A 26,019-nucleotide genomic window follows, 5' to 3' on the forward strand; every position below is an offset into this window, starting at 1 on the left:
CCGGCCGCCGGCCCCGCCGTCACCCCGCCCCACGCGCGCGGCGCCCTCAGCGGGTCAGCAGCTCGCGCAGCGCGGCCGTCACCTCACCGGGCGCCTCCTCCGCCATGAAGTGCCCGCACCCCACCGTCAGGTGCCGCAGGTCCGGGGCCCAGGCCCGCCACAGGGCCGCGGCGTCGTAACCGAGCGCGGCGCCCCAGTCCTGCTGGAGGACGGTCACCGGCATCCGCAGGCGGTTGCCGCGCTCCCGGTCGGCCCGGTCGTGGGCGACGTCCGCACCGGCCGAGGCACGGTAGTCGGCGACGATGGACGGCACCGCCCGCCGGGACGCCTCCAGATACGCGGCGCGCACCTCGGCGGGCAGCGCCGCCGGGTCCCCGGTCCACTGGTCGAGGAAGTGGCCGAAGAACGCGTCCGGCGCCGCACCGATCAGCTGCTCCGGCAGCCCGGGTGGCTGTGCCATCAGATACAGGTGGAAGCCCACGGCCGCCGCCGTGCCGTGCAGCACGTCCCACATGTCCAGCGTCGGCAGGACGTCCAGCGCGGCCAGGTGGGTCACCGCTTCCGGGTGGTCGAGCCCGGCCCGGAACGCCACCAGCGCGCCGCGGTCGTGCCCGGCGAGCGCGAACCGCTCGTGCCCCAGCGCCCGCGCCAGGGCGACGACGTCGCCGGCCATGGTCCGCTTGGTGTACGCGGTGCCGTCCGGGTCGGCGGGCTTGTCGCTGTCGCCGTAGCCGCGCAGGTCGGGACAGACGACGGTGTGGTCGGCCGCCAGGTCCGCCGCGACGTGCCGCCACATCAGGTGGGTCTGCGGGAAGCCGTGCAGGAGGACGACGGGACGGCCGGAGCCGCCCACCGCCACGTTCAGCGCGACGCCGTCGGCGACGGTGACGCGGTCCAGGGAGAAGCCGGGGATGATCGGTGCCATGACTGGTCGGTGCCTTTCCGCTCCCGCACGGGGGGGGGCGGGAACACCACCGAGCCTGCCGGGCGCGGATCAGCAACCGATCAGCGCGCGTACGGTGGGCAGCGGACGACGAGGACGACGAGGACGACGTGGAGCACGCCGGGCACGTGGGCGCACGCCGGGCACGCGGGCCCACGCGGACGGAAAACAGCCGGAAAGCGGCCGGAAAGCGGCCGGGACCCGGGAACGCAAAAGGAACGGAAACAGGGACGGAGACGTGACGGTCAGCTTCGGTGTGCTCGGGCCGGTCACGGCCGAGCGGGGCGGAGGCACGCTCGCGCTGAAAGGGCCCCGGCACCGTGCCGTGCTGGCCCGGCTGCTCGTGGCCCGGCGGCGGGTCGTCCCGGTCGCCCGCCTCGTCGACGACCTGTGGGACGTGCCGCCGCCGCGGGCCGTCGGCGCCGTGCGCACGTTCGTCGCGGACCTGCGCCGCGTCCTGGAACCCGGCCGGCCGCCCCGCGCGCCCGCCCGGCTGCTGGTCACCGACGGCCCCGGGTACGCGCTGCGGGCGGCGCCGGACGCGGTGGACGCCTGGCGGTTCGAGGACGCCGTCGCAGAAGCCGACCGGCTGCCCGCCGACCGGGCACCGGACCGGCTGCGCGCCGCGCTGGGGGAGTGGCGGGGCCCCGCCTACGCCGATTTCAGCGACGCCCCCTGGGCGCGCGGCGAACGGGCCCGGCTGGCCGAGCTGCGGTTGCGCGCCGTCGAACGCCGGGCCGAGTGCCTCGTGGCGGCCGGCCGCGCCGCCGAGGCGGTGCCCGACCTCGAGGCGCACCTCGCCGACCACCCCTGGCGCGAGGAGGGCTGGCGGCTGCTCGCCCTCGCCCTGTACCGGACGGGCCGCCAGGCGGACGCGCTGGCGGTCCTGCGCCGGGCCCGCACCCTGCTGACCGAGCGGCTCGGCGTCGATCCGGGGCCCGGACTGCGCCGGCTGGAGGCGGCCGTCCTCGCCCAGGACCCGGCCCTGGACCCGCCGGCCGAGCCCGCCCAGGCCGCGGCCCGGCTGTGGGCCCGGGCCACCGAGGCCTACGACCGCACCGTCGCCGCCGGGGCCCGGGCCCGCCTGGAGTCCACCGTCGGCCTGCTGCGCGACCTGGCGGTCACCGGCGGCGGCGGGCTGGAGGCGGCCCGGGAGCAGCGTATGGCGGCCGTGACGGCGGCGGAGGAGACCGGCGACCCCGAACTGACCGCCCGGGTGATCGGCGCCTACGACGTGCCCGCCGTGTGGACCCGCAGCGACGACCCCGGCCTCGCACGGCGCGTCGTCGCCGCCGCCGAACGCACCCTCGCCGCGCTCCCGGCCGGCTCGCGGACCGACGCGGCACGCTGCCGGCTGCTGGCCACCATCGCCGTGGAGTCCCGGGGCGTGCGCTCCCCGCGCGGGCCCGAGGCGGCGGCCGAGGCCGAGCGGACCGCCCGCCGTCTGGACGACCCGGCGCTGCTGGCCTTCGCCCTCGACGGCACCTTCATGCAGTCCTGCGTCACCGCCGGCCTGGCCCCGCGCCGCGACGCGATCGGCGCCGAACTCGTCGCCCTCGCCGACCGCCACGGTCTGGTCACCTACGAGGTGCTCGGCCGTCTCATCCGCGTCCAGGCCCGCTCGGCCCTCGCCGACTTCCCCGCCGCCGAGGAGCACGCCGCCGCCGCGGACCGGCTGGCCGCACGGCACGAACTGCCGCTGGTGTCCGTGTTCACCGAGGGCCACCGCGCCCTGCGCCGGGCCGTCGCGGGCCCCGCCGACCGGGCCGAGGCGGCCTACCGGGCCACCGCCGCACTCCTGGACGGCGCGGGCATGCCCGGGGTGCGGCGCGGCCTGCTGCCCCTCTCCCTGCTCGGCCTCGCCCTCGCCCACGGCCGCCGCCCGCGGGTGGACCCGGACGACGACTGGGGGCCCTACCTGCCCTGGGCCCGCCCGTTCGCCCTGCTCGGCCGGGGCCGCGACGCCGAGGCCCGGCAGGCCCTGCGGTCCCTGCCGGAACCGCCGCCCGACCTGCTGTACGAGGCCCTGTGCTGCGCCGAGGCGGCCCTCGCCCTGGAACTCGGCGACCGGACGGCCCTGCAGCGCACGTACCGCCGGCTGCTGCCCGCCGCCGGTGAACTCGCGGGCGCCGGCAGCGGGTTGCTCAGCTTCGGCCCCGTCGACGACTGGCTCACCGCCCTCGCCCGGGCCGTGCCCGACGCGCCGTGGACGCGGCCGGAGCACCGGCGGTTGCCGTGATCCGGGCCGGGTACCCGGCCCGGCATGAAGTGGCAACAGGTACAGGAAGGCCCCTCGGCGGTGTACGTGCTCGTCCTCGACCCGGGAGAGGACCCGGTCGCCGAACTCACGTCCTTCGCCCGCGACCGGTCGCTCGGCGCCTCGCAGGTGACCGCCGTGGGCGCCTTCTCCGAGGCGGTCGTCGGCTGGTTCGACCGGGACGCCAAGGACTACCGGCACATCCCGGTGGACGAACAGTGCGAGGTGCTCTCCCTGCTCGGGGACATCGCCGTCGGCGACGACGGCCCGGTCCCGCACCTGCACGCCGTCCTGGGCCTGTCCGACGGCTCGACCCGCGGCGGCCACCTGCTGTCCGGCCGGGTCTGGCCGACGCTGGAGGTCGTGGTACGGGACAGCCCCGCCGAACTGGCCAAGACCTACCGGCCCGAGTTCGGCCTCGCCCTGATCGACCCGGGCTGAGCCCGGCGGCCCCCTGCCCCTGGGAGGAGACGCCATGCGCACGCGCACCGGAACCGAACCGCGCACCGCCAAGAGCCCCTTGCGGCTGCGCCTGCTGCTGTCGGCCGTCTTCCTGCCGCTGTTCGTGGCGGGCGCCGCGTTCTTCGGGGTGTGGGCCGCCGACACCGGCCCCGGCGACAGCCCCGCCCGCGGCGAACTGGTCGCCCTCGGCGCCGGGTGCGCCGCCCTCGCCCTGCTGGCGGTGGCGGACCTGCTGACCGTGACCAGCCGGCTGCGCCGCGAACGGGAGCGCACCGCGCTCCACCGGTGACCCGGCCCCGCCACGCCCCGGCCCGGCCCGGCCGAGTTCCAGCCCGGAACCCCGGGTACCCGAGGACCCTCCGGCACGAGGACCCTTCGGCACGAGGACGCGAAGTCACAGGGACGAGAGGGCACGAGGAAGCGAGGACACGAGGAGGGAACGGAGGAACACGGGATGTCTTCCCTGGCACGAACGCCCGGCGCACACGAGGACCGCCGCGCCTCCACCCGTACCGCGCGGCTGCGCACCCGTATCCCCGAGCCCGACGAGGAACCCGACCTGCTCGGCCAGTACCTGGCGCAGATCGGCGCCACCCCGCTGCTGACCGCCGAGGACGAGGTACGGCTCGCCCGGCGCATGGAGGCCGGCCTCGCCGCGCGGGAGGAACTGGAACAGGCCGACACCGGCGAGCCCGCGCCGACGCCCGAGCGGCGCCGGGAACTGGCCGAGACCGTCCGCGACGGGCAGGCCGCCAAGGACCACATGGTCCGCGCCAACCTCCGCCTCGTGGTGTCCATGGCCAAGCGGCACGCGCACCGCGGACTGCCCCTGCTGGACGTCATCCAGGAGGGCAACCTCGGACTGATCCGCGCGGTGGAGAAGTTCGACCACACCAAGGGCTTCAAGTTCTCCACGTACGCCACCTGGTGGATCAGGCAGGCCATCGAGCGGGGCCTGGCCACGCACGCCCGCACGGTGCGGCTGCCGATGCACGTCGTGGAGCAGCTCCAGAAGCTCGCCAAGGTCGAGCGCAAGCTGCGGCTGAGCCTCGACCGCGAGCCGACCGTCGAGGAGGTGGCCGCGGAGAGCGGCGTCGACGCGGACAGGGTCGGCTGGCTGCGCCGTGTCGGACGGGACGCGGTCAGCCTCGACACGCCGGTGGACGAGACCGGGGAGACCGTCGTCGGCGACCTCATCGCCGACACGGAGGTGCTCCAGGCCCCGGAGGTCGCCGAGTACCAGGCACTGGCGCAGGAGCTGCGGGAGGCCGTCGGCACGCTGCCGCCCCGTGAGTCCCTGATCCTCAGCCTGCGCTACGGCCTGCACGACGGGCACCCCCGCACCCTCCAGCAGGTGGCGGCCCACGTCGGTCTCACCCGGGAACGCGTACGGCAGCTGGAGAAGGCCTCGCTCGCCCACCTGCGGGCCCCCGAGAACCGCGACCGCCTGCTGGACTGGGCGAGCTGACCCCGGCACCCGCCGGCCCGGACCCCCGGCCCGGCCGGACCAGGTCGTGCGGTGCGTCAGGAGCGGGCCGAGGTGCCGATGCGCAGCCGGGCGCCCTGCCGCAGCAGCTCCCGCTGGACCAGCCGGTAGGGGACGCCGCGCGGGCCGTGCCCGTGCCGCACCGTCATCGCCGCGGACACGCCCGCCGCCTGCCCGGTCGCCATCGCGATCGGCATCACCCGGTACGACGAGTGCGCCACGTGCGTCCCGGAGATGCACCGCCCCGCGACCAGCAGCCGGTCGGTGCCCCGGGGGATCAGGCAGCGCATCGGAATGTCGTAGAAGCTGCCCGTCGGCACCCGCTTCAGGACGGTGCCGCTGCCGCGCGGGTTGTGGATGTCGATCGGGTAGGCGCCGTGCGCCACCACGTCCGGGAAGGTGCGGGCGGCGAGGATGTCGTGGCCGGTGAGCTGGTAGTCGCCGAGCACCCGCCGCGTCTCGCGCACCCCGATGTGGGTGCCGCTCTGCACCACGTACGACTCCTCGAAGCCGGGCACCCGGGTGCGCAGGAACCGGTCGATCTGCGCGAGCTGGCGGCGCGCGGTGTACTCGGCCCGGGTCAGGTCCCACACGTTGGTGCCGAGCACCCGGTTCACCCGGGTGCTGTTGACGGCGACCTCGCGCGGGTGCGGGGTGGCGAAGAACAGGATGTCCTCGCGCGGCAGCCGCAGTTCGCCGTCCGCGCGGGCCTCCTCGATCAGGTCCCACAGGCCGTGCACGCCGCGCCACTGGTCGGGGTTGGCGCGCACGTAGTCGGCGAAGTCCGGCCGGGCGAAGTCGGCGACGCGGAACATCAGCGTCATCGGCTGCACCAGCCCGTCCTCCTTGCGCCCGATCTCGTACGACGCCCCGCAGGCCGCCGCCACGTCGCCGTCGCCCGTGCCGTCCACGACCACCCCGGCGTCGATCACCACCGGCCCGGACTTGGTCTCGAACACCACCCGCCAGCCGGAGCCGTCGTCCAGGGGCAGCGCGCCGGAGGCGAAGGAGTGGAACAGCATCCGCACCCCCGACTCGTCCAGCATCTCCAGCAGGACCAGCTTGAACAGCTCCGGGTCGAAGGGGACCGTGTATCCGGTCTTCGGGGACGGCGGCAGGCAGCCGCCCCGCCCGGTGAGCCGGTCCAGCAGCTGCCACAGCACCCCCGCGACCACCGGTTCGCCCTCGCCGTGGTCGGTGGGCAGCAGCCGGGAGTCCTCGCCGGACTCGGTGAAGGTGGCCTGCTTGTGCTCGTTGTGGAACGACATCAGCGGCATCACCAGCGCCACGGTCGCGTTGCCGCCGAGAAACCCGTAGCGCTCCACCAGCACCACGTCCGCGCCCGCCTCGGCCGCGCCGATCGCGGCGGAGAAACCGGCCGGCCCGCCGCCGACCACGAGCACGTCGCAGCTTCCGCCGTGCTGGGCGGAGCGCGGCGGAAGGGTGACCGTGCGCGACTCCCGGGGCTCCTTCAGAATCGGCATCGGTCTCCCTCGGTCGGCATCGGCTTCCCCGCTGTCGGGCCTTGCGTCAGGCGTGCAGCGGACGCGGCTCGGCGGCGTACGGCAGCTCCTGCTCCGCCGAGCCCGTCCGGGCGCCGCCGCCGATCTCGTCCAGCAGCGAGCCGCAGCGCGCACAGGTCTCGCGGGCGGCCTCCGTCAGCTCCCGCATCCGCTCCCGCAGGTCGTCGCGGCGCTGCGGGTACTCGTCCCAGAGCCGGTCCACCTCCGCCAGCAGCAGCCCGGCCTGCTCCCGCGCCACGCCCACCAGCGCCGGGGCGCCGAGCCGGCGCGCGAAGTCGAAGACCTTGCCGGAGTACGGCAGCGGCAGCACCGGCACCCCGGTCAGCGCCGCGAAGATCACGAAGTGCAGCCGCATTCCCACGGCCAGCTCCAGGTGGCGCATCAGGCCCAGGACCTGGCCGGGGCTGTAGGCGCCGTGCAGGATGCGCCCCTTGTCCGGCGCGGTCATGTGGGAGAGCACGGCGTGCGCGTGCCGGACGTCGTGCCGCTCCATCGGCAGGAACACCACGTGCGCGTCCAGGCGCCGCACCAGGAAGTCGGCCACGTCGGCGAGGAGCGCGTGGTAGTCGCCCTCGTCGAGCTTCTCGGCCGCCCGCCCCGGCTCCCGCACGGACATCCCCACCAGGCGGGCCTCGGTGGGCACGCCCTCGGCCCGCATCATCGCCTCGGTGAACGGCTCCGGCCGCAGCAGCAGCGCCGGGTCGGCGGTGACCGTCACCTCACGCTCCAGACCGACCTCCTCCAGGACCAGTTTGGACTCCTCGTCGCGCACCACCACGTCGTCCATGTCGGCCAGCACGGTGCGCACCGCCTCCCGGTCCTCCGCCTCCCGCAGCGGGCCCGCGCCGACCGCGTAGGCGAACGTGGGGATGCCACGGTCCTGCGCGGCGCGCACCAGCCGCAGATAGCGGCGCGCCTCCCCGTCGTAGAGGATGCCGCCGCCGCCCAGCACCAGCAGGTCCAGGCCGGGCAGCACGTCCAGGACGCGGTTGCGGCTCACGCCCTCCCAGTCCGCGACCTCGTCGGCCTCCCGGTGGTGGGCGCGGGTGTGCTCGGCGTTCCGGCTGAACACGACCAGGTGCGCGTCGGGGCGGTGGGCGCGCAGACAGCCCAGGACACAGGTGAGGATCGCCTCGTCGCCGATGTTGAAACCGCCGTACGAGCCGAGCACGCCGATACGCGGACCCGGACGGGCGGGCCGCGAAGAGGCAGGGGCAGTGGTCATCCGGGGACTCCCGTCACGTTCACGGCCGGCTGGGCGCCGGGGGACGGCGCGGGGCGGCCCGCGCTGGAAGCCGGGTTGCCTGCGGCGGGCCTTCGGAAACCCCCCTTGCTCCGTTCGGACCACGGACGCACGGCGGGGCGGTCCGCGGTATCGAGGTGCGGCGGGAGGGTACGCGGGGGCCGGGGAGACGCGCGGCACGAAGGAGGCGCGGCCATCATGCGGTACCACGACCGTCAGCAGGCCGGACGGGCGCTGGCCGGGGAGCTGCGGGCGCTGCGGGACGGCGGCGGTCTGCCGGGGCCCGTCCTGGTCCTGGCCCTGCCCCGCGGCGGCGTCGCCGTGGCCCGGGAGGTCGCCCGGGAGCTGGACGCCCCGCTCGACGTGCTCGTCGTACGGAAGATCGGCGCGCCGTTCCACGAGGAGTACGGCGTCGGCGCGATCGCCGGGGACGACGAGCCGCTCTACGACCGGCGCGCCGTCGCCGGGCTGGGCCTGGACGAGGCGGACCTCGCGCCCGTGGTGGACCGGGAGCGCGGAGAGCTCAAACGCCGCGAACGCGCCTACCGCCAGGGCCGCCCCGCCCCCGAGGTGCGCGGCCGGACCGTGCTCGTCGTCGACGACGGCCTGGCCACCGGGTCCACCGCACGGGCCGCGCTGCGCTCCCTGCGCCGCCGGGAACCGGGACGCCTGGTGCTGGCCGTGCCGGTCGGCGCGCCGGACACGGTGGAGTCGATGCGGACGGAGGCGGACGAGGTGGTCTGCCTGCACGCTCCCGCGGCGTTCACGGCCGTCGGCCTCTGGTACGAGGAGTTCGACCAGCTGACCGACGAGGACGTCCTACGAGCCCTCCACACCGACGCCCGCTGAACCCGGGCAAGACCACGGCCCCCCGGAAAGCCCCGGGCGGCACAACGCCGCCCAAGGGGCGCGGGGAACTGCGCGCCCGGCCCACGACGACCCGCAGAAGAAAGACAACCGAAGAAAGACAACCGAAGAAAGACAACCGCCCGCCACGGAACCGCGGCGCGCCCCTCAGACGACCGCGTCCGCACGCAACGCCGCGATGTCGGCCGGCGAACGGCCCAGCTCCGCGAGGATGGCCTCGGTGTGCTCCCCGACCCCCGGCACGGGGTCCATGCGGGCGGGCACGCCCACCAGGTCGGCCGGCGGCAGCAGCGCCTCCACCCGGGCGCCACCGGGCACGGCCACCTCCCGCCACCGCTCCCGGGCGGCCAGCACCGGATGGTCCAGGAACGCGGCGACGTCGTTGACCCCTGCGCAGGCGACCCCGATGCGCCGCAACTCCTCGAGGATCTCGGCGCTGCCGGACCGGGCGCAGCGCTCGGCGACGAGGGCGTCCAGCTCCTCCCGGTGGGCGACCCGGTCGGAACCGGTCGCGAACCGCGGATCGCCGGTCAGCTCCGGCCGGCCGAGGAACTCGGCGCAGAGGGCGGCCCATTCGCGCTCGTTCTGGATCGAGAACAGCACCTCCTTGCCGTCGGCGGCCCGGAAGGCGCCGTACGGCGCGATGGTGGCGTGCCGGGTGCCCAGACGCGGAGGCTGGCTGCCGCCGTAGCGGGTGTAGTAGGCGGGCTGGCCCATCCACTCCGCCAGCGCCTCGAACAGGGAGACCTCCACCGGGTGGGCCTCGCCGGTCGTGGCACGGGTGTACAGGGCGGTGAGGATGCCGCTGTAGGCGTACATCCCGGCGGCGATGTCCGCGACGGAGATCCCGACGCGCGCCGTCTCCTCGGGCGTCCCGGTCAGCGACACCAGCCCCGTCTGGCACTGCACCAGCAGGTCGTAGGACTTGCGGTCGGCCCACGGCCCGCTGGTGCCGTACCCGGAGATCGTGCACGGGATCAGCCGGGGCAGCCGCCCGGTGAGTCCGGCGGCACCGAGTCCGAGGCGGTCCGCGGCGCCGGGCGCGAGGTTCTGCACGAACACGTCGGCGCGCTCCAGCAGCCCGTGCAGGATCTCCCGGCCCCGGGGATCCTTCAGATCGAGGGTGAGGGACTCCTTGGAGCGGTTCAGCCACACGAAATAGCTGGACTGCCCGTGCACGGTGGTGTCGTAGCGGCGCGCGAAGTCGCCGTCGCCCGGCCGCTCCACCTTGATCACGCGGGCGCCGAGGTCGGCGAGCTGCCGGGTGGCGTACGGGGCCGCCACCGCCTGCTCCAGGCTGACCACCGTGACCCCGGACAGGGGAAGCCGCTGCACGTTCAGTTCTCCTGCCGCCGGGCCGGTCACCCGCCGGTACGGTCGTCCGACGGGCCTGTGATCAGCTTTCTACGGCCCCCTTCCGGCCCCTGTCAACGGCCGCCCCCGCCCTCACCTGCGCGTTCGGCGGCCGGGGCGGAGCGGGCGAGGACCCTGCGCAGCCAGTCCAGCCGGGCGGCGCGGGCCGACCGGGCCAGGGCGGCCCCGGGGGCCAGGCCGTCGAAGCCGTGGAAGCCGCCGGGCCACACGTGCAGTTCCGCGTCTCCGCCGGACTGCCAGATCCGCCGGGCGTAGCCGACGACCTCGTCCCGGAAGGTCTCCGCCGAGCCGACGTCGAGGAAGGCCGGCGGCAGGCCGGACAGGTCCTCGGCCCGGGCCGGCGCGGCGTAGGCCGGTACGCCGGGGCCGCCGCGCCTCTCGCCGAGCAGCGCCGTCCACGCGGTCTCGTTGGCCGAGCGGTCCCACAGGCCGCGGCCCGCCATCTGGTGCGCGGAGGGCGTGTCGTTGCGGTCGTCGAGCATCGGGGAGCAGAGCAGCTGCGCGAGGGGCCGGGGCCCGCGCCGGTCCCGCGCCAGCAGGGCCAGGGCGGCGCACAGCCCGCCGCCCGCGCTCGTGCCGGCGAGGACGATCCGGCCGGGGTCCCCGCCGGCCTCCGCCGCGTGCCCGGCGGTCCACAGCAGCCCCGCGTAGGCGTCCTCCACCGCCGCCGGGTACGGATGCTCCGGCGCCAGCCGGTAGTCGACCGACACCACGACCGCGTCCAGCTCCGCCGCCCACTCCAGCGGGGTCTCGATCCCCGTCCGGCTGGAGCCGAGGACCATGCCGCCGCCGTGCGCGTAGTAGACGACGGGGAGCGGGCCCGGCGCCGACGGCGCGGTGGGCCGGCAGACCAGCAGGGACACCTCCGGCCCGTCCGGCGGGCCGGGCACCCGCCGGTCCTCCACCGCGAACCTCCCTCCCCGGGTCAGGTCGGGTTCGGCGAGGAGTTCCAGGCCGGGGTTGCGGCGTGCCTCGGCGATGTCCTCGAAGGTGAGCCCGGGGGCGGCGTCGTCCCCGAGCGCTTCCAGGACGGCGGCGAGTTCCGGATCGAACGGGGGCGGGGCGGGGTCGGACGGAGAGGGGACGGGACCGGACGGGGGCGGGTCGGACGGAGAGGGGACGGGACCGGACGGGGGCGGGTCGGACGGAGAGGGGACGGGACCGGACGGGGGCGGGTCGGACGGAGAGGGGACCGGACCGGATGAGGACGGGGCCGGGTCGGACGGGGGCGGGACCGGACCGGACGGCGGCGGTACCTGGGGCATCGCTTCTCCTCCACGCGGGCCGCGGCGGGGTCCGCGGCCCGTCCATGATCGCCCCGGCGGGCCCGCCCTCGGCGCCGGGACCGGGCGGTTCACCGCACCGGGTGGGCCGGGGCGGGGCGGCTGCGGGAGACCACGCGGGTGCCGCCGCCGTCGGCGACCCTCATCTGGAGCGAGCCGCAGGCGCAGCGGGCCCACACCGTGTGCCCCGTCGCCGTGCCGTGCCGGGACACCACCTGGTACGGCTCGGCGCCGTCGGGCCATCCGCAGTGGGGGCAGGCGGCACCGGTCGTGCTGGTCATGGGGACTCCTCCTACGTCGGGGCTGGTTGATCGTCGCGACATGCCCAGGGTGCGCCGCCGTGTCCGTTCACGTCCAGGTTGACTTTATGGAGCGGACCGTGAAGCGTTGCCTTCATGATTGACCTCCGCCGGCTCCACGTGCTGCGGGCGGTCGCCCACTACGGCACGGTGACCGCCGCCGCCCGCGCGCTGCACTTCACCCCGTCCGCCGCCTCTCAGCAGATCCGGCAGCTCGCCCGCGACCTGGGCGTCGACCTGCTGGAGCCGCAGGGCCGCGGGGTCCGCCTGACTCCGGCCGCCGAGAGCCTGCTGGCCCACGCCGACGCCATCCAGGCCCGCTGGGAGGAGGCGGAACTGGATCTGCGGGCCGACCACGGCGCGCCGGGCGGGCCGCTGGACGTCACCGGGTTCCCGGTGGCCATCGCGGTGCTGCTCGCCCCGATGGCCGCCCGGCTCCACGCACGCCATCCCCGGCTGTCGGTGCGCATCCGGGAGGCGGGCGTACCGCAGAGCTTCGACCTGCTCTTCGAGGGGGAGACCGAGCTGGCGGTGGTGGAGACGACACCGCACAACCCGCCGCTGAGCGACGCCCGCTTCGACCAGCGGCCGCTGCTGGACGACCCGTACGACCTGGTCGTCCCCGACGACCATCCGCTCGCGGGGCGGGAGAGCGTCGACCTGGCCGAGGTGGCGCACGAGCCGTGGATCGCCCCCGTGCCCGGGAACCCCTGCCGGACGCATGTCATGTCGGCGTGCGGCGCCGCCGGCTTCCGCCCCGAGGTGGTCCATCACGCGCTGGACTGGAACGTCACCGCGCACCTCGTCGCCCACGGGCTGGGCGTCGCCCTGGTCCCGCGCCTCGCCCAGCTGGCCACACAGCTGCCGGTCACCCGGGTACGGTGCGCCGGCCGGCCGCACCGAAAGCTGCTCACCTGCACCCGCCGCGGCGGCCACCGCCGCCCCGCGGTCGCGGCGGCCCTGGAGGAACTGCGCGCCCTGGCGGCGACGGCGGCGGCCTGAGCGGCGTCGACGGCCCGCCGGTCGCCGGAACCCGCGCGGGCATGCCGCCGGACCGGAGCCCGCCCGGGCATGCCTCAGGGCCGGAACCCGAACGGGCTCCGGCCCTGAGTGACGTGCGCTCCGCGGCCTCCGGCACCGGCGGGCCGGGCGGCTCCGCGGGCGTCGGCCCCCGGAGGGCCGGGCGGCCGGGCGGGCGGCCTGTCAGGCGGCGGCGGCCGTGTCCGCGTGGCCGCGCAGCCGCGCGATGACCTCGGTCAGCTGGCCGGCGACCTCGGCGTCCTCGGTCGGGTGGACCTCGCCGAAGCGGCTCGCCGAGCCCGGGATGGACAGCTTGATGTCCTCGATCACCTTGCCGCCGGCGATGCCCACGGCCTTGCGGGTCTCGTCGTGCGCCCAGACGCCGCCGTACTGGCCGAGGGCGGTGCCCGCGACGGCGACCGGCTTGCCGCTGATGGCGCCGGCGCCGTACGGACGGGACAGCCAGTCGATGGCGTTCTTCAGCACGGCCGGGATGGTGCCGTTGTACTCGGGCGTGAAGAGCAGCAGGGCGTCGGCGGAGCCGGCCGCCTCCCGCAGCCGCTCGGCCGCGGCCGGGACCGTGCCCTCGACGTCGATGTCCTCGTTGTAGAAGGGGATCTCGGCCAGGCCTTCGTACAGCTGCACCTCCGCCCCCTCGGGGGCGAGCTGGACGGCCGCCTCGGCGAGCTGACGGTTGTGCGAACCGGCGCGAAGGCTGCCGACGAGCGCGAGGATGCGAACAGACATGGGAACTCCTGGGGACTGAAACACTGCCGTGACGATCCGGACCGAGGTCCGTTTATGTTGTAGCACCTTAACCGGACCACGGTCCAGTTTCATTCCCGATGCCTTACTCTGGAGTCATGTCCGCCGCTCCACCGCCCGTTTCCGAGCCCGAGGAGAACACCGGCCCGCCGCAGTTGCTGCAACTCGGCACCGCCGCCGGCCAGGACGAGCCGTGCCTGCGCGCCGACGCCGCGCGCAACCGGGCCCGGCTGCTGGAGGCCGCCGCCCGCCTGGTCGCCGAGCACGGTGCCTCCTGCGTCACGATGGAGGCGGTGGCCGCCGCGGCCTCGGTGGGCAAGGGCACCGTCTTCCGGCGCTTCGGCGACCGGACCGGGCTGCTGACGGCGCTGCTGGACCACTCCGAGAAGAAGTTCCAGGCCGCGCTGATGAGCGGGCCCCCGCCGCTGGGCCCCGGCGCACCTCCCGTGGAGCGGCTGCGGGCCTTCGGCTGCGCGCTGCTGCGCCGCGCCAACGACGAACTCGAACTGCAACTGGCCGCCGACCCCGGCCCCGAGCGCCGCTTCAGCTCCCCGCCGCGCCAGTTCCAGCGCGGCCACGTCGTCCTGCTCCTGCGCCAGGCGCTCCCGGGCGAGGACGCCGAACTGCTGTCCTACCCGCTGATGGCCTACCTCGACCCCGCCCAGATCCACCACCTGACCCGCCAGTGCGGCATGCCGCCGGCCCGGCTGGAGGCGGGCTGGCTCGACCTGGTCGCCCGCGTGACCCGCACGGGCCCCCCGGAGTAGCCGACCGCGCCCCACCGGGCCCCACCGGCTCTCCCGGCCGACCGCTCACCCGCCGGCCGGACGACCGCTCACCAGCCCCGTCAACCCGACCGCGCGCCCAACCGCCGGACTCACCAGCCCGTCGGCCGCCCCTCGGCCGACCGCGCGCCCGGCCCGGAAGCGGCCGAGGTCGTCCGTTCCGGACGACCTCGCCCCGGCGGACACCGGGCCTCCGGCTTCTGCCAAGATGCCGTACGTCATGGTGCAGATACCGAAAACGCCCGCGTCCGCGTCCTCCTCCGCACCGCGCTCCGTCCCCACGAGCGCCGATGTGGCCCGCCTGGCCGGCGTCTCGCGCGCGACCGTCTCCTACGTCCTGAACAACACCAGCGCGGTCCGGATCAGCGAGCCCACCCGCCGCCGCGTCCACGCCGCCGCCGAGGAACTCGGCTACGTGCCGCACGCCGCCGCCCGCAGCCTGCGCGCCGGGCAGAGCCGGACGGTCCTGATGCCCGCCCCGACGTTCCCCGTCGGACCGCTCTACAGCCGGTTCCTCGACGAACTCCAGAGTGCGCTCGGCCGCCTCGACTACACGGTCGTGCAGTACGGCACCGTCGGCCTGCACGGCGACGAGGCCGCCCGCGCCTGGGCGGAACTGCGACCGGTCGCCGTACTGGTGCCCGGACCGGGCCTGACCCCGCAGGGCGTGCAGGTGCTCAAGCGCTCCGGCGCGCGCGCCGTGGTCACCATCGGCACCGAACCCGTCGAGGGCGCCCACGCCCTGCTCATGGACCACGAGGCCGTCGGCGAGTGCGCCGGGCGCCACCTCCACGACCGGGGCCGCCGCCGGATCGGCGTGGTCGTCCCCGAGGAACCCGGCCTGGAACTCTTCTCCGCGCCCCGCCTGCGCGGCCTGCGCCGCGCCCTGCGCGACACCGGCGCCACCGTGACCGAACTGCCCCTCGCCTACGAGGAGGAGCCCGCCGCCCGCCTGGCCGGCCGCTGGAGGGCGCTCGGCCTCGACGCGGTGTTCGCGTACAACGACGAGTACGCCATGCTGCTGTGCCGCGCCCTGAAGGACGCCGGCGTGGCCATCCCCCGGGAGACGGCCGTCATCGGCGCCGACGACCTCGTGCTCGGCCGGCTGCTCCGCCCGCGCCTGAGCACCGTCCACATCGAGCTGCCCTCCGGCCGCGCCCTGGCGGAACTCGTCGACGGCGCGGTGCGCGAACCCGGCACCCCGCCGCAGCGGCACAAGGTGCTGGGCGCGACGGTGGTGCACCGGGAGTCCAGCTGACCGAGCGCCCGCCGGCGCACCCCCCGGCCGGCCCACCCCCCGGCCGGTCTCCGTCGGCGGGCCGGCGGCCGGCGCACCGCCCGCCGCCGGCGCACCGCCGCTACTGGCCTTCCTCGGCCTGCTTCGCCTGCTGCTCGGCGACCGCCTTGCGGACCTCGTCCATGTCCAGCTGCCGCGCCTGCCCGATGACGTCGGTCAGCGCGGCCTCGGGCAGCGCGCCCGGCTGCGCGAACACGGCCACCTGGTCACGGACGATCATCAGCGTCGGGATCGACTGGATACCGAAGGCCGCCGCCAGCTCCGGCTGGGCCTCCGTGTCCACCTTGCCGAACACCAGATCAGGGTTCTCCTCGGCGGCCTTCTCGTAGACCGGGGCGAACTGCTTGCACGGTCCGCACCACTCCGCCCAGAAGTCGATCAGCACGAACTCGTTGTCCGTGACCGTCTGGTCGAAGTTCTCCTTGGTGAGCTCCACGGTGCTGCTCATCGGGTGTTCTCTCTTCCTGACATCGGGGGCGAAGGGCCTCGGCACAACACGGCCGACCGGGCGGGTATTCCAGGGACGTACCCGAGCCGTGCGGCGCGCGTACCCATGTGGCGGGCGTCGCACACCACCCACCAGACTGACCCCATGACGGAAACCGAAACCCTCGCGTACGACGTCGTGGTCATCGGCGCCGGCCCGGTCGGCGAGAACGTCGCCGACCGCACCCGCGCCGCCGGCCTGTCCACCGCCATCGTGGAGAGCGAACTGGTCGGCGGCGAGTGCTCCTACTGGGCCTGCATGCCGAGCAAGGCCCTGCTGCGCCCCGTCATCACCCGTGCGGACGCCCGCCGGGTGCCCGGTGTGCGGCAGGCCGTGCAGGGCCCGCTCGACGCGGCCGCCGTCCTCGCCCACCGGGACGAGTACACCTCCCACTGGAAGGACGACGGCCAGGTCCAGTGGCTGGAGGGCATCGGCGCCGACCTGCACCGCGGGCGGGGCCGGCTCGCCGGGCCGCGCACCGTGGAGGTGACCGGGCCCGACGGCGGGCGGCGCGTCCTGACCGCGCGGCACGCCGTCGCCGTCTGCACCGGCAGCCGCGCCGCCCTGCCGGACCTGCCGGGACTGGCCGGCGTACGACCGTGGACCAGCCGTGAGGCCACCGCCGCCAAGGAGGTGCCGGGCCGGCTGATCGTGGTCGGCGGGGGAGTGGTCGCCGTGGAGATGGCCACCGCCTGGCAGGCCCTCGGCGCCCGGGTCACCCTCCTGGTCCGCGGCAAGGGGCTGCTGAACCGCATGGAGCCGTTCGCCGGCGAACTGGTCGCCGAGGCGCTGACCGAGGCCGGCGCCGACGTCCGCACCGGCACGTCCGTCGAGTCGGTCACCCGCGAGGACGGCACCGTGGTGGCCGTCACCGACCGCGGCGACCGCATCGAGGCCGACGAGATCCTCTTCGCCACCGGCCGCGCCCCCCGCACCGACGACCTGGGCCTGGAGACCGTCGGGCTGGAACCGGGCTCCTGGCTCCAGGTCGACGACAGCCTCCGGGTGGAGGGCCACGACTGGCTGTACGCGGTGGGCGACGTCAACCACCGCGCACTCCTCACCCACCAGGGCAAGTACCAGGCCCGTATCGCCGGCGCCGCCATCGCCACCCGTGCCGCGGGCGAGCCCCTGCTCGGCGAGGCCTGGGGCGCGCACACCGCGACCGCCGACCACGCGGCCGTGCCCCAGGTCGTCTTCACCGACCCCGAGGCCGCGTCCGTCGGCCTGTCGCTGGCCGAGGCCGAGCAGGCCGGCCACCGGGTCCGCGCCGTCGACGTGGACCTGTCGACGGTGGCCGGCGCCGGCCTGTACGCCGACGGCTACAAGGGCCGCGCCCGGATGGTCGTCGACCTGGAGGACGAGATCCTGCGCGGCCTCACCCTGGTCGGACCGGGCGTCGGCGAGCTGATCCACTCGGCGACGATCGCCGTCGCCGGCCGGGTACCGGTCGGCCGGCTGTGGCACGCGGTGCCGTCGTACCCGACGATCAGCGAGGTGTGGCTGCGGCTGCTGGAGGCGTACCGGGACAGCTGACGGCCCGTCCCGGCCGGCCGCTCCGCGCCGCGCGGGACGGCCGGCCCGTCCCGCGACCGGGGCGCCCGCGGCTCACGCGGACGGGACCAGCCCGAGGAAGTCCTCGCTCCACAGGTCCTCCTCCGCCTCCGGCAGCAGCAGCACCCGGTCCGGGCGCAGCGCCCGGATGGCGTCCGGGTCGTGGGTGACCATCACGATCGCGCCCGGATACCTGCCCACCGCGGCCAGCACCTCGGCGCGCGAGGCCGGGTCGAGGTTGTTCGTGGGCTCGTCCAGGAGCAGGACGTTGGCGCCGGAGTGCACCAGCCCCGCCAGGGCCAGCCGGGTCTTCTCGCCGCCGGAGAGCACACCGACGGGCTTGTCCGCGTCGTCGCCGGAGAACAGGAACGAGCCCAGCACCCGGCGGACTTCGCCGTCGGTGAGGTGCGGCGCGACCCCCGCCAGCTGCCGGCGCACCGTCAGCCCGGGGTCCAGGGTGTCGTGTTCCTGGGCGAAGTAGCCGAGCCGCAGCCCGTGCCCGCGGACCACCCGGCCGCCGTCGGGAGTGTCCCGCCCGGCGAGCAGCCGCAACAGCGTCGTCTTGCCGGCGCCGTTGGGCCCGAGCACCACCAGCCGGCTGCCCCGGTCCACGGCGAGGTCGACGCCGTCCAGGACGCGCCGGCCGCCGTAGGACCGGGTCAGGGAGACCGCGCCGAGCGGGATCCGTCCGCAGGGCGCCGGTTCCGGCAGCCGGATGCGGGCGGTCCGCTCGGCCCGCCGCACCGGTTCGAGCCCCTCCAGCATGCGGTCGGCGCGGCGGGCCATGCCGCGGGCGGCGACCGCCGTCGACGCCCGCGCCCGCATCCTGTCCGCCTGCGCGTGCAGGGACGCCGCCTTGCGCTCGGCGTTGGCCCGCTCGCGCGCCCGGCGCCGTTCGTCGGTGGCCAGCCGGGCCAGATGGGTTTCCCAGCCGGTGTTGTGGATGTCGAGCGCGGCCCGCCGTGGGTCGAGGCGGAAGACGCGGTTCACCGTCTCGGCGAGCAGCGAGGTGTCGTGGCTGATCAGCACGACCGCGCCCGGCCGGTTCGCCAGGAAGGCCCGCAGCCAGGCGACCGAGTCGGCGTCCAGGTGGTTGGTGGGCTCGTCCAGCAGCAGGGTGCCGTGGTCGGCGAACAGGATCCGGGCCAGCTCGACCCGGCGGCGCTGTCCGCCCGACAGGACGGCGAGGGGGCGTTCCAACTGTTCCGCCCCGAGTCCGAGGCCGGCGGCGACCCGGGCGGCCTCCGCCTCGGCCGCGTAACCGCCGCGGGCCTGGAACTCGGCCTCCGCACGGACATAGGCGTTCATCGACCGCTCCGAGCCGTCGGCCATCGCCGACTCGGCCCGCCGCAGCGCGCGCACGGCCCGGTCCAGTCCGCGCGCGGACAGGATGCGGTCGGCGACGGTCACCGACTGGTCGGCGGCGCGGGAGTCCTGCGGCAGATGACCCACGCCGCCGGTGCGGGTGATCGTGCCCGCGGCCGGACGCAGGGTCCCCGCGAGGGTGTCGAGCAGGGTGGTCTTGCCGGCGCCGTTGCGGCCCACCAGGCCGATGCGGTCGCCGGGGGAGACCTGGAAGGAGATGCCGGACAGCAGCAGACGCGCGCCGGCGCGCACGTCGACATCACGAACGGTGATCATGAGGAGACGCTCCGAACAAGCAGAAGGACACACGGGTGGCGTGGAACCGGGTCCTCGGCTAGGAGATGCGGGGCGTCGACATGGGGTCACGGTAACGCGGGCGCGCTCACGGCCGCTCGCGATTTTCCGCGGGGGCGGGAAACGGGAGCCGAGGAGCGGCTCACGGCGGCCGTCCGGACCCCGTCGGACGGGCAACGAGCCGGCATGGGTGGGCAGTTCCTCACCCGGCCCGGCGACAGGCCGGCGCACGCCAGGAGTTCCCGCCGCGCCGGCCGCCCTCTCCGGCGCCCGGGGAACGGCCCTCTGTGTGACCCGTACCACACGGGGTGTCGGGAACCAGGGGCACCCACGCCCCGACCACTGCACCGCCACACCCCCACGTCCCCGGAGAGACCATCGATGACCACCGCTCCCTCGACCCCCACGGACGAGGCCCCGCCGGCCTCCGACCCGGCCGCTCCACCCGCCGGCCGCAGGTCCCCGCTGCGCCCGCTCGTGCTCCGCCTGCACTTCTACGCCGGGCTGTTCGTCGCCCCCTTCCTGCTCGTGGCCGCCGTCACGGGCCTGCTGTACGCCGCGTCCTTCCAGGCCGAGAAGATCGTGTACGCGGACGAGCTGACCGTGCCCGTGGGCGAGCACCGGCTGCCGGTGTCGGAGCAGGTCGCCGCCGCCCGCGCGGCCCACCCCGAGGGCACGGTGTCGGCGATACGCCCGTCCCCCGAGGCCGACGCCACCACCAGGGTGCTGCTGTCCGGCGTCGAGGGCGTCGACCCGGACCACACGCTCGCGGTGTTCGTCGACCCGTACACCGGAAAGGTCGAGGGCGCCCTCGAACAGTACGGCTCCACCGGCGCGCTGCCGCTGCGCACCTGGATCGACGAGTTCCACCGCGACCTGCACCTCGGCGAACCGGGCCGGCTCTACAGCGAGTTCGCCGCCAGCTGGCTGTGGGTGATCGCCGGCGGCGGCCTGGTGCTGTGGTTCTCCCGCCGCCGCGCCCGGCGCAGGCTGCGCGGCACCAAGGGCCGGCGCCGCACCCTCGGCCTGCACGGCACGGTCGGCGCCTGGGCCGCCGCCGGGTTCCTCGTGCTGTCCGCGACCGGCCTGACCTGGTCGGCGTACGCGGGGGCGCACATCGGCGACCTGCGCGCGTCCCTCGGCCAGACCACCCCGTCCGTCTCGGCGGGCGCGCCGGGCGGCGAGCACGCCGGCCACGGCGCCGCGGCCGGCGCCGGGGGCACCGCCGACCACGGCGTCGGCCTGGACACGGTGCTGGCCGCCGCGCGCGCCGAAGGGCTGACCGATCCGGTGGAGATCGTCCCGCCCGCGGACGCGGGGACGGCGTACGTCGTCAAGCAGGTGCAGCGCAGCTGGCCCACGAAACAGGACTCGGTCGCCATCGACCCGGCGACCGGCGAGGTCACCGATACGCTGCGGTTCGCCGACTACCCGGTGCTCGCCAAGCTGACCCGCTGGGGGATCGACCTGCACACCGGCATCCTCTTCGGGCTGGCCAACCAGATCGCCCTGATGCTGCTCGCGCTCGCGCTGGTCCTGCTGATCGTCTGGGGCTACCGCATGTGGTGGCAGCGAGGACGCGGCTCCGCCTTCGGCCGTCCCGTGCCGCGCGGCGCGTGGCAGCAGGTGCCGCCGCAGCTCCTGGTGCCGTTGCTGGCCGCCGTCGCCGTCGTCGGCTACTTCGTCCCGCTGCTCGGCATCCCGCTGGCCGCCTTCCTCGCGGTCGACGTGCTCCTGGGCGAGATCGCGTACCGCCGGGGCCGGCGGACGTACGGGGGTGCGGGCACCGGCGGCTAGGCAGTTTCGTTCGGATCAATCTCTGGGCCGTCTCGGTCGACTCCACGATCGTGCGGGCCGACCAGCACGCGGCCGGAGCCCGCAAGAAGGGGCCCCGGCCCGGCGAACCCGGTGACCACGCCATCGGCGGCTCCCGCGGCGGACCGACCACGAAGGTCCCCCTCGCAGCCGACGCCCGCTGCCCCCTCGCGTTCGTTCTCGCCGCAGGCCGGGCCGGCGATGCACCCTCGTCCACCGAGGTCGTGGCACGCCTACGCGTTCCCCGCCCGCGAGGCCGACCTCGCACCAGACCGGACCTGGTCCTGGCCGGCAAGGCGTACTCCTTCCGTGCGATCCGCGAGCACCTGCGCAAGCGCGGCATCCGGGCAGTGATCCCCGTCCCCGCAGACCAGCGCGGACACCGGCTCCGTCGGGGCAGCCGAGGCGGCAGGCCACCTGGTCGGCCCGCTCGCCCCTGGGGGGGCCGCTGCTCCCTACCAGGCCCGGAAGAGGATCGCCAGGAGTCGTTCGGCACACGCCTGTTTCCTGCTCAGAGCCTCACGTGGGTGAGGAGGGTAGTGCGGCTGGGGCAGGTGGTGCGGGGGAGGTAGAGCGCGTGGAGTGGCGCGTAGATGGGGGGTTCGAGGGCGAGGACGTGCGCTTTGCCGCCCGCTGCGGGGCTCGGTGGTGTGGTGACGAAGGCGATGTGGCGGGTGCCGATGACGGCTGTGACGGGGGGTGTGCCTTGGCGTGCGGTGCGTTCGGTGTTCGGTTCGAAACCGGCGTTGCGGCAGTGCTCGATGAGGAGGTCGGTGTAGCCGGAGCGGCCGGGGGTGCCCCAGACCAGGAAGGTCTCATGGGCGAGTTCGGGCAGGGTCACGGATGTGCGGGCGGCCAGGGGGTGGTCACAGGCGACGGCGATGTGCAGGCGCTGGTGGCCAAGGGTGGTGCGGGTCAGACCGTGAGCGGGCGTCATTGCGCGGCACAGGCCGATGTCGAGGTCGCCGGCGAGGAGAGCGGCGGTCAGCTCGGAGGGGTAGCGCTGGTGGATCTCGGGGGTGATGTCGGGGTGGGCTTCGACCACTGGTGCGAGCAGGGTGACGAGTTCGTCGCCGGTGACGGCGGGGGTGTAGCCGATGCGGAGCGCCTGGGTCTCGCCGCGTCCGATGTGCCGGGCGCGGCGCAGGGCTGCGCGGGCCATGCCGTTGAGGACGCGGGCATCGTCGATCAGGGCCGCTCCGGCGGGCAGGACGGTGACGCCCGCGCTGCCGCGCTCCAGCAGCGGAACCCCGACTTCCCGTTCGAGGACCCGGATGGAGGTGGACAGGGCCTGTTGGGACAGGTGGAGCCGGGCGGCGGCGCGGGTGAGGCTGCCTTCCTCGGCGACGGCGATCAGGTGGTCGAGTTTGTTCAGGTCCAGGCGCACCTCAACGCCTCTCGGCTCGATGGCGGACGGAGAAGAGGTCGGCTGCCAGCGTGGCGGCCACCGTCAGGCCCATGCCCAGGACGGCGCCGCCGATTCCCAGGGCGGGTGTGCTGATCCTTCCTGCCCGGCCGGGACGCCACAGGCACAGGCGTCGAGCGGGCCGGTCCGCCTAGTTCGCGATCGACGTCCTGGATGGCATTGATGTTGTGCTGCACGCATCCCCCAGGACCGCCGGATGGCCCACCCGCCGGCCGCGAGCTGGGCCGGCATGGCTCGCCCCCGGCCACGAGCTGGGCCGGTGAGCGAGCCATGCGGCCGGGGGGTGCTCCCATGACAGCCCCGTACCCCGGATGGCGGAAGAAGACCGCGTCAGGCTTGGCCGGTCTCGAAGCGGCTGATGCGCCCGTCCGTGACGGTGAAGGCCCACCGCGTGCGCATACTGCCCCAGGTGGCGTTGGTATACGTGGCCGTCAGGGTCCGGCCGTCGGCGGAGACGTCCTCGACGTCCATGCGGCCGTTCGAGGAGAAGATCTCACGCTCCGCCCACGCCGCGAGGTCACGGTCGGTGCCGTCGTCGGCCATGGTGGCGTCATCGGTCAGCGTGGCGAAGAAGGCGTCCTTGTCGCCGGCGTTGACGGCGGCGACGAAGGCGGCCACCGCGGGGTCACTCGGTTGTGCGGTCATCACGACCTCCTGGTGTTTCGCGCGAGGCACCGACGCGGGTGGACCCGGCCGTGCCCGGGGGCCGGCCGGGACGCCCCGCCGGGAGGGGCACGGGGTCAGCGGGTGGTGTAGCCCCCGTTGGGGAACATCGTCTGACCGGTGAACCACCAGCCTTCGGTGGCCAGGAACCCGATGATCGGGACAATGTCCTCGATGTGGGTGAGCTGGTTGCCCATCGCCTGCGACTTGTGGAACTCCACCCGCTCCGGGGTCTCCTGACCGTAGAAGAACGGTGTGTCCATCGGCCCCGGGGCCACCACGTTCACGGAGATACCGCGGTCCGCGAACTCCTTGGCCGCCGCCCGGGTGAAGTGCTCCAGCGGCGCCTTGCCGCCGGCGTAGGTGGAGTAGCCGTCGGTGAAGGCGGCCAGCAGCGACGTGCCCAGGCTGATGATCTTGCCGTGGTCGTTCAGCCGGCGTCCGGCCTCCTGGATGAAGAAGTACGCCGCCTTGGCGTTGATGCCGAACATGCGGTCGTACTCTTCCTCCGTGGTCTCCAGGATCGGCTTGCGCAGCACCATCCCGGTGGTGTTGACCGCGAGGTCGGCGCCGCCGTAGGTGTCCGCCGCCGTGTCGAAGAGCCGCCGTACGTCGGCCACCTTCGTCAGGTCCCCCTGGACGGAGACGGCCTGCCCTCCGGTCTCCTGGATCGCCTTGACCGTCTGCTCGGCGTCACTCTCGGAGCTGTGGTAATGCACGACCACCTTCGCCCCGGCCTCCGCGAACGTCCTGCTGATCAGCCCGCCCAGGTTCTTCTCGCCACCGCCGACGACGGCGACCTTGTCCCTCAGCGTGTTCTCAGTCATGCTCCGCACTCCTCACGTCCGTGCCGGCGATCGTCTTGATCACGCTCCACAGACGAGCCTAGGTAGACATTCCGGGCATCGGGTAACAGAAGTTTCGGGTCGCTCCACAAGCATCATCGGTACCCACAGTCAGGGGACGATGGTCCCGCCGGCGGCCACCCCGCTTCGGCGTCCGGTCCGGGAGCAACGGCTCGATCTGCGCCCACTGCGCATCAGCCAGCGGCGCACCCGGACCGACGATCGATTGATCCGAAGGAAACTGCCTAGGACCGGCTGCGCACCCGGGGTGCTGCCGCGCCGCCGGCATGCCGGTGCCCGGTTCCGCCGTGACGGAACCGGGCACCGCCGGTGCGGGTCAGGGGCTCCCGGCGAAGTCGCCGGCCAGCGCGGAGGCGATCCGCAGATGGGGCTCGGCCTCCTCCTGCCGGCCCTGCCGCTGGAGCGTGCGGCCCAGCATCAGCCGGGCGTAGTGCTCCACCGGTTCCCGCTCGACGATCGTCCGCAGCTCGGCCTCCGCGCGCCGCAGCTGGGCCGAGTGGTAGTAGGCGCGGGCCAGCAGCAGCCGCGGCCCGGTCTGCTCCGGCACCTCCTCGACCAGCCCGCCCAGGACACGTGCCGCGGCGGCGTAGTCCTTGGCGTCGAAGAACATCCGCGCCCGCTCCCAGCGCTCCGCCGGTGTTCCGTGGTCGTAGTACGTCGTGTTCACGCCTGACCTCCTTCGACCTGCACAACCGAGGAAAGTGGTTGAACATTCCATGACTCTCGCCGGGGTGCGTCGACCGACTGACGGGCGGCCGGGGCGGGGCTAGGTTGGTCGCCATGAGCAATCTCGATCGCCAGGCGGTTCCCGCGGTGTGCGGCGGCCGTGGCTTCGTGGTGGCGGAGCCCGTGCGCGAACTCCTCAGCCCTCGCCGCGTCCCGCTGGGGGAGTCCACCGAGGTCCGCAGGCTCCTGCCGAACCTGGGGCGCCGCATGGTCGGTGCCTGGTGCTTCGTCGACCACTACGGCCCCGACGACATCGCCGACGAGCCGGGCATGCAGGTGCCGCCGCACCCGCACATGGGCCTGCAGACGGTCAGCTGGCTGCACGAGGGCGAGGTCCTGCACCGCGACTCCACCGGCAGCCTCCAGACGATCCGGCCCCGTGAGCTGGGGCTGATGACCTCCGGCCGGGCGATCAGCCACTCCGAGGAGAGCCCCCGCTCCCACGCCCGCTTCCTGCACGGCGCCCAGCTGTGGGTCGCCCTCCCCGACGCCCACCGCCACACCGCACCGCACTTCGAGTACCACCCCGAGCTGCCCTCCGTCACCGCACCCGGTCTGACGGCCACGCTGCTCCTCGGCAGCCTCGACGGCACGACCTCGCCCGGCACGACGTACACCCCCCTGGTCGGCGCCGACCTGGCCCTCGCCCGCGGCGCGGACGTCCGCCTGCCGCTGGAGGCGGACTTCGAGTACGCCGTGCTCGCGATGTCCGGCCAGGCCCACGTCGACGGCGTGCCGGTGCTGCCGGGCTCCATGCTCTACCTCGGCTGCGGCCGCACCGAACTCCCGCTGCGGGCCGAGTCGGACGCGGGCCTGATGCTCCTGGGCGGCGAGCCGTTCGAGGAAGAGCTGATCATGTTCTGGAACTGGATCGGACGGTCGCAGGAGGAGATCGAGCAGGCGCGCCGCGACTGGATGGAAGGCACGCGGTTCGGCGAAGTGAAGGGGTACGACGGTGCCCCGCTGCCGGCGCCCGAGCTGCCGGCGACGCCGCTGAAGCCACGGGGAAGGGTGCGCTGACCTGCGAGAATGGCTGATTGTCCGGTGACGGGCGATGGCTCGCTGCCGTGCGTTGTCTTCCGCGGTTCCGTCGTGTGCGGGAGCGCGGCTGGGCGCGTTGGATGCCCAATGCGTGGTGCTGCGCCATTCCACGGTGTCTCCGTCTGTGGGTGGCTGTGGCAGGACCCTTGCTAACCCTTTGCTGACTCTACTGACGCGT

The 26,019-nt window shown here is 74.9% G+C and carries 24 protein-coding genes and 1 pseudogene; 12 read left to right on the plus strand and 13 right to left on the minus strand.

The window, feature by feature from the left end; all coding sequences use genetic code 11:
• Positions 1 to 46 precede the first annotated feature (46 nt).
• Positions 47 to 925 (minus strand): alpha/beta fold hydrolase, encoded by an 879-nt coding sequence (locus ACZ45Q_RS14540; RefSeq protein ID WP_468259965.1) that lies wholly within the window; start codon positions 923 to 925, stop codon positions 47 to 49.
• Between the two features lie 256 nt (positions 926 to 1,181).
• Here ACZ45Q_RS14540 and ACZ45Q_RS14545 point away from each other — a divergent pair, with 256 nt between their 5' ends.
• The 4 genes from ACZ45Q_RS14545 (at position 1,182) to ACZ45Q_RS14560 (ending at position 5,130) form a co-directional block, all read left to right on the plus strand.
• A complete protein-coding gene (locus tag ACZ45Q_RS14545) occupies positions 1,182 to 3,182 on the plus strand; it encodes an AfsR/SARP family transcriptional regulator (RefSeq protein WP_468259967.1) in 2,001 nt (666 codons plus the stop codon).
• Positions 3,183 to 3,206: 24 nt separating this feature from the next.
• Complete coding sequence (locus ACZ45Q_RS14550) at positions 3,207 to 3,641, plus strand: PPC domain-containing DNA-binding protein (RefSeq protein ID WP_468259970.1); 435 nt, start codon at positions 3,207 to 3,209, stop codon at positions 3,639 to 3,641.
• Between the two features lie 34 nt (positions 3,642 to 3,675).
• Entirely contained in the window at positions 3,676 to 3,951 is a 276-nt protein-coding gene (locus ACZ45Q_RS14555; protein WP_468259973.1) for a DUF6343 family protein, read from the plus strand.
• Between the two features lie 165 nt (positions 3,952 to 4,116).
• On the plus strand, positions 4,117 to 5,130 hold the full coding sequence (locus ACZ45Q_RS14560) for a sigma-70 family RNA polymerase sigma factor (protein ID WP_468259976.1): 1,014 nt from the start codon (positions 4,117 to 4,119) through the stop codon (positions 5,128 to 5,130).
• Between the two features lie 56 nt (positions 5,131 to 5,186).
• On the opposite strand, the gene ACZ45Q_RS14565 is transcribed toward ACZ45Q_RS14560, so the two are convergent.
• Both ACZ45Q_RS14565 and ACZ45Q_RS14570 read right to left on the minus strand, forming a co-directional pair.
• Complete coding sequence (locus tag ACZ45Q_RS14565) at positions 5,187 to 6,632, minus strand: FAD-dependent oxidoreductase (RefSeq protein WP_468259978.1); 1,446 nt, start codon at positions 6,630 to 6,632, stop codon at positions 5,187 to 5,189.
• A 46-nt stretch (positions 6,633 to 6,678) separates the two neighbouring features.
• A complete protein-coding gene (locus ACZ45Q_RS14570; RefSeq protein WP_468259980.1) occupies positions 6,679 to 7,896 on the minus strand; it encodes a polysaccharide pyruvyl transferase family protein in 1,218 nt (405 codons plus the stop codon).
• Positions 7,897 to 8,112: 216 nt separating this feature from the next.
• On the opposite strand from ACZ45Q_RS14570, the gene ACZ45Q_RS14575 reads away from it, so the two are divergent.
• Positions 8,113 to 8,763, plus strand: a complete 651-nt coding sequence (locus tag ACZ45Q_RS14575) for a phosphoribosyltransferase (protein ID WP_468259983.1) — start codon at positions 8,113 to 8,115, stop codon at positions 8,761 to 8,763.
• A gap of 165 nt (positions 8,764 to 8,928) precedes the next feature.
• On the opposite strand, the gene ACZ45Q_RS14580 is transcribed toward ACZ45Q_RS14575, so the two are convergent.
• The 3 genes from ACZ45Q_RS14580 to ACZ45Q_RS14590 all read right to left on the minus strand — a co-directional run bounded on the left by ACZ45Q_RS14580 (position 8,929) and on the right by ACZ45Q_RS14590 (position 11,719).
• Positions 8,929 to 10,122 carry a CaiB/BaiF CoA transferase family protein gene (locus ACZ45Q_RS14580; RefSeq protein WP_468260372.1) on the minus strand — a complete coding sequence of 398 codons (1,194 nt, stop codon included), beginning with the start codon at positions 10,120 to 10,122 and terminating at the stop codon, positions 8,929 to 8,931.
• A gap of 86 nt (positions 10,123 to 10,208) precedes the next feature.
• Positions 10,209 to 11,420, minus strand: a complete 1,212-nt coding sequence (locus ACZ45Q_RS14585; RefSeq protein WP_468259986.1) for an alpha/beta hydrolase — start codon at positions 11,418 to 11,420, stop codon at positions 10,209 to 10,211.
• Between the two features lie 89 nt (positions 11,421 to 11,509).
• Positions 11,510 to 11,719 (minus strand): hypothetical protein, encoded by a 210-nt coding sequence (locus ACZ45Q_RS14590; protein WP_468259989.1) that lies wholly within the window; start codon positions 11,717 to 11,719, stop codon positions 11,510 to 11,512.
• Positions 11,720 to 11,833: 114 nt separating this feature from the next.
• On the opposite strand from ACZ45Q_RS14590, the gene ACZ45Q_RS14595 reads away from it, so the two are divergent.
• Positions 11,834 to 12,739 carry a LysR family transcriptional regulator gene (locus ACZ45Q_RS14595; protein ID WP_468259992.1) on the plus strand — a complete coding sequence of 302 codons (906 nt, stop codon included), beginning with the start codon at positions 11,834 to 11,836 and terminating at the stop codon, positions 12,737 to 12,739.
• A gap of 201 nt (positions 12,740 to 12,940) precedes the next feature.
• Here ACZ45Q_RS14595 and ACZ45Q_RS14600 read toward each other — a convergent pair whose 3' ends face one another.
• Entirely contained in the window at positions 12,941 to 13,504 is a 564-nt protein-coding gene (locus ACZ45Q_RS14600) for an NAD(P)H-dependent oxidoreductase (protein WP_468259995.1), read from the minus strand.
• 116 nt (positions 13,505 to 13,620) lie between these two features.
• On the opposite strand from ACZ45Q_RS14600, the gene ACZ45Q_RS14605 reads away from it, so the two are divergent.
• Together ACZ45Q_RS14605 and ACZ45Q_RS14610 are read left to right on the plus strand one after the other, a co-directional pair.
• Positions 13,621 to 14,289: a TetR/AcrR family transcriptional regulator gene (locus ACZ45Q_RS14605; RefSeq protein ID WP_468259998.1), complete on the plus strand. Its 669-nt coding sequence runs from the start codon at positions 13,621 to 13,623 to the stop codon at positions 14,287 to 14,289.
• 238 nt (positions 14,290 to 14,527) lie between these two features.
• A complete protein-coding gene (locus ACZ45Q_RS14610) occupies positions 14,528 to 15,565 on the plus strand; it encodes a LacI family DNA-binding transcriptional regulator (RefSeq protein ID WP_468260001.1) in 1,038 nt (345 codons plus the stop codon).
• Between the two features lie 100 nt (positions 15,566 to 15,665).
• Here the strand turns inward: ACZ45Q_RS14610 and trxA are convergent, their stop codons facing one another.
• Positions 15,666 to 16,052, minus strand: a complete 387-nt coding sequence (trxA, locus tag ACZ45Q_RS14615; RefSeq protein ID WP_468260004.1) for a thioredoxin — start codon at positions 16,050 to 16,052, stop codon at positions 15,666 to 15,668.
• 144 nt (positions 16,053 to 16,196) lie between these two features.
• Here trxA and ACZ45Q_RS14620 point away from each other — a divergent pair, with 144 nt between their 5' ends.
• Positions 16,197 to 17,627: a dihydrolipoyl dehydrogenase family protein gene (locus ACZ45Q_RS14620; protein ID WP_468260007.1), complete on the plus strand. Its 1,431-nt coding sequence runs from the start codon at positions 16,197 to 16,199 to the stop codon at positions 17,625 to 17,627.
• A gap of 72 nt (positions 17,628 to 17,699) precedes the next feature.
• On the opposite strand, the gene ACZ45Q_RS14625 is transcribed toward ACZ45Q_RS14620, so the two are convergent.
• Positions 17,700 to 19,286, minus strand: a complete 1,587-nt coding sequence (locus ACZ45Q_RS14625) for an ABC-F family ATP-binding cassette domain-containing protein (protein ID WP_468260010.1) — start codon at positions 19,284 to 19,286, stop codon at positions 17,700 to 17,702.
• Between the two features lie 399 nt (positions 19,287 to 19,685).
• On the opposite strand from ACZ45Q_RS14625, the gene ACZ45Q_RS14630 reads away from it, so the two are divergent.
• On the plus strand, positions 19,686 to 21,101 hold the full coding sequence (locus tag ACZ45Q_RS14630) for a PepSY-associated TM helix domain-containing protein (RefSeq protein WP_468260012.1): 1,416 nt from the start codon (positions 19,686 to 19,688) through the stop codon (positions 21,099 to 21,101).
• Between the two features lie 23 nt (positions 21,102 to 21,124).
• Positions 21,125 to 21,538: pseudogene (locus ACZ45Q_RS14635) on the plus strand (transposase); the annotation flags it as partial.
• Between the two features lie 92 nt (positions 21,539 to 21,630).
• On the opposite strand, the gene ACZ45Q_RS14640 reads toward ACZ45Q_RS14635, so the two are convergent.
• From ACZ45Q_RS14640 to ACZ45Q_RS14655, 4 genes are all read right to left on the minus strand, one after another.
• Complete coding sequence (locus ACZ45Q_RS14640; protein ID WP_468260015.1) at positions 21,631 to 22,506, minus strand: LysR family transcriptional regulator; 876 nt, start codon at positions 22,504 to 22,506, stop codon at positions 21,631 to 21,633.
• A 369-nt stretch (positions 22,507 to 22,875) separates the two neighbouring features.
• A complete protein-coding gene (locus tag ACZ45Q_RS14645; protein ID WP_468260019.1) occupies positions 22,876 to 23,190 on the minus strand; it encodes a nuclear transport factor 2 family protein in 315 nt (104 codons plus the stop codon).
• 95 nt (positions 23,191 to 23,285) lie between these two features.
• Positions 23,286 to 24,035 carry an SDR family oxidoreductase gene (locus ACZ45Q_RS14650; protein WP_468260021.1) on the minus strand — a complete coding sequence of 250 codons (750 nt, stop codon included), beginning with the start codon at positions 24,033 to 24,035 and terminating at the stop codon, positions 23,286 to 23,288.
• 355 nt (positions 24,036 to 24,390) lie between these two features.
• Complete coding sequence (locus ACZ45Q_RS14655) at positions 24,391 to 24,741, minus strand: tetratricopeptide repeat protein (protein WP_468260024.1); 351 nt, start codon at positions 24,739 to 24,741, stop codon at positions 24,391 to 24,393.
• Between the two features lie 113 nt (positions 24,742 to 24,854).
• Here ACZ45Q_RS14655 and ACZ45Q_RS14660 point away from each other — a divergent pair, with 113 nt between their 5' ends.
• A complete protein-coding gene (locus ACZ45Q_RS14660) occupies positions 24,855 to 25,820 on the plus strand; it encodes a pirin family protein (protein ID WP_468260027.1) in 966 nt (321 codons plus the stop codon).
• Positions 25,821 to 26,019: the final 199 nt, after the last annotated feature.

It is taken from the genome of Streptomyces sp. NPDC031049 (genome assembly GCF_055571015.1).

Coding starts and splice junctions, on each gene's coding strand:
- ACZ45Q_RS14540 (WP_468259965.1), bottom strand. CDS start 925: ATGGCACCGATCATCCCCGGCTTCTCCCTGGACCGCGTCACCGTCGCC.
- ACZ45Q_RS14550 (WP_468259970.1), top strand. CDS start 3,207: ATGAAGTGGCAACAGGTACAGGAAGGCCCCTCGGCGGTGTACGTGCTC.
- ACZ45Q_RS14555 (WP_468259973.1), top strand. CDS start 3,676: ATGCGCACGCGCACCGGAACCGAACCGCGCACCGCCAAGAGCCCCTTG.
- ACZ45Q_RS14560 (WP_468259976.1), top strand. CDS start 4,117: ATGTCTTCCCTGGCACGAACGCCCGGCGCACACGAGGACCGCCGCGCC.
- ACZ45Q_RS14565 (WP_468259978.1), bottom strand. CDS start 6,632: ATGCCGATTCTGAAGGAGCCCCGGGAGTCGCGCACGGTCACCCTTCCG.
- ACZ45Q_RS14570 (WP_468259980.1), bottom strand. CDS start 7,896: ATGACCACTGCCCCTGCCTCTTCGCGGCCCGCCCGTCCGGGTCCGCGT.
- ACZ45Q_RS14575 (WP_468259983.1), top strand. CDS start 8,113: ATGCGGTACCACGACCGTCAGCAGGCCGGACGGGCGCTGGCCGGGGAG.
- ACZ45Q_RS14585 (WP_468259986.1), bottom strand. CDS start 11,420: ATGCCCCAGGTACCGCCGCCGTCCGGTCCGGTCCCGCCCCCGTCCGAC.
- ACZ45Q_RS14590 (WP_468259989.1), bottom strand. CDS start 11,719: ATGACCAGCACGACCGGTGCCGCCTGCCCCCACTGCGGATGGCCCGAC.
- ACZ45Q_RS14595 (WP_468259992.1), top strand. CDS start 11,834: ATGATTGACCTCCGCCGGCTCCACGTGCTGCGGGCGGTCGCCCACTAC.
- ACZ45Q_RS14600 (WP_468259995.1), bottom strand. CDS start 13,504: ATGTCTGTTCGCATCCTCGCGCTCGTCGGCAGCCTTCGCGCCGGTTCG.
- ACZ45Q_RS14605 (WP_468259998.1), top strand. CDS start 13,621: ATGTCCGCCGCTCCACCGCCCGTTTCCGAGCCCGAGGAGAACACCGGC.
- ACZ45Q_RS14610 (WP_468260001.1), top strand. CDS start 14,528: ATGGTGCAGATACCGAAAACGCCCGCGTCCGCGTCCTCCTCCGCACCG.
- trxA (WP_468260004.1), bottom strand. CDS start 16,052: ATGAGCAGCACCGTGGAGCTCACCAAGGAGAACTTCGACCAGACGGTC.
- ACZ45Q_RS14620 (WP_468260007.1), top strand. CDS start 16,197: ATGACGGAAACCGAAACCCTCGCGTACGACGTCGTGGTCATCGGCGCC.
- ACZ45Q_RS14625 (WP_468260010.1), bottom strand. CDS start 19,286: ATGATCACCGTTCGTGATGTCGACGTGCGCGCCGGCGCGCGTCTGCTG.
- ACZ45Q_RS14630 (WP_468260012.1), top strand. CDS start 19,686: ATGACCACCGCTCCCTCGACCCCCACGGACGAGGCCCCGCCGGCCTCC.
- ACZ45Q_RS14645 (WP_468260019.1), bottom strand. CDS start 23,190: ATGACCGCACAACCGAGTGACCCCGCGGTGGCCGCCTTCGTCGCCGCC.
- ACZ45Q_RS14650 (WP_468260021.1), bottom strand. CDS start 24,035: ATGACTGAGAACACGCTGAGGGACAAGGTCGCCGTCGTCGGCGGTGGC.
- ACZ45Q_RS14660 (WP_468260027.1), top strand. CDS start 24,855: ATGAGCAATCTCGATCGCCAGGCGGTTCCCGCGGTGTGCGGCGGCCGT.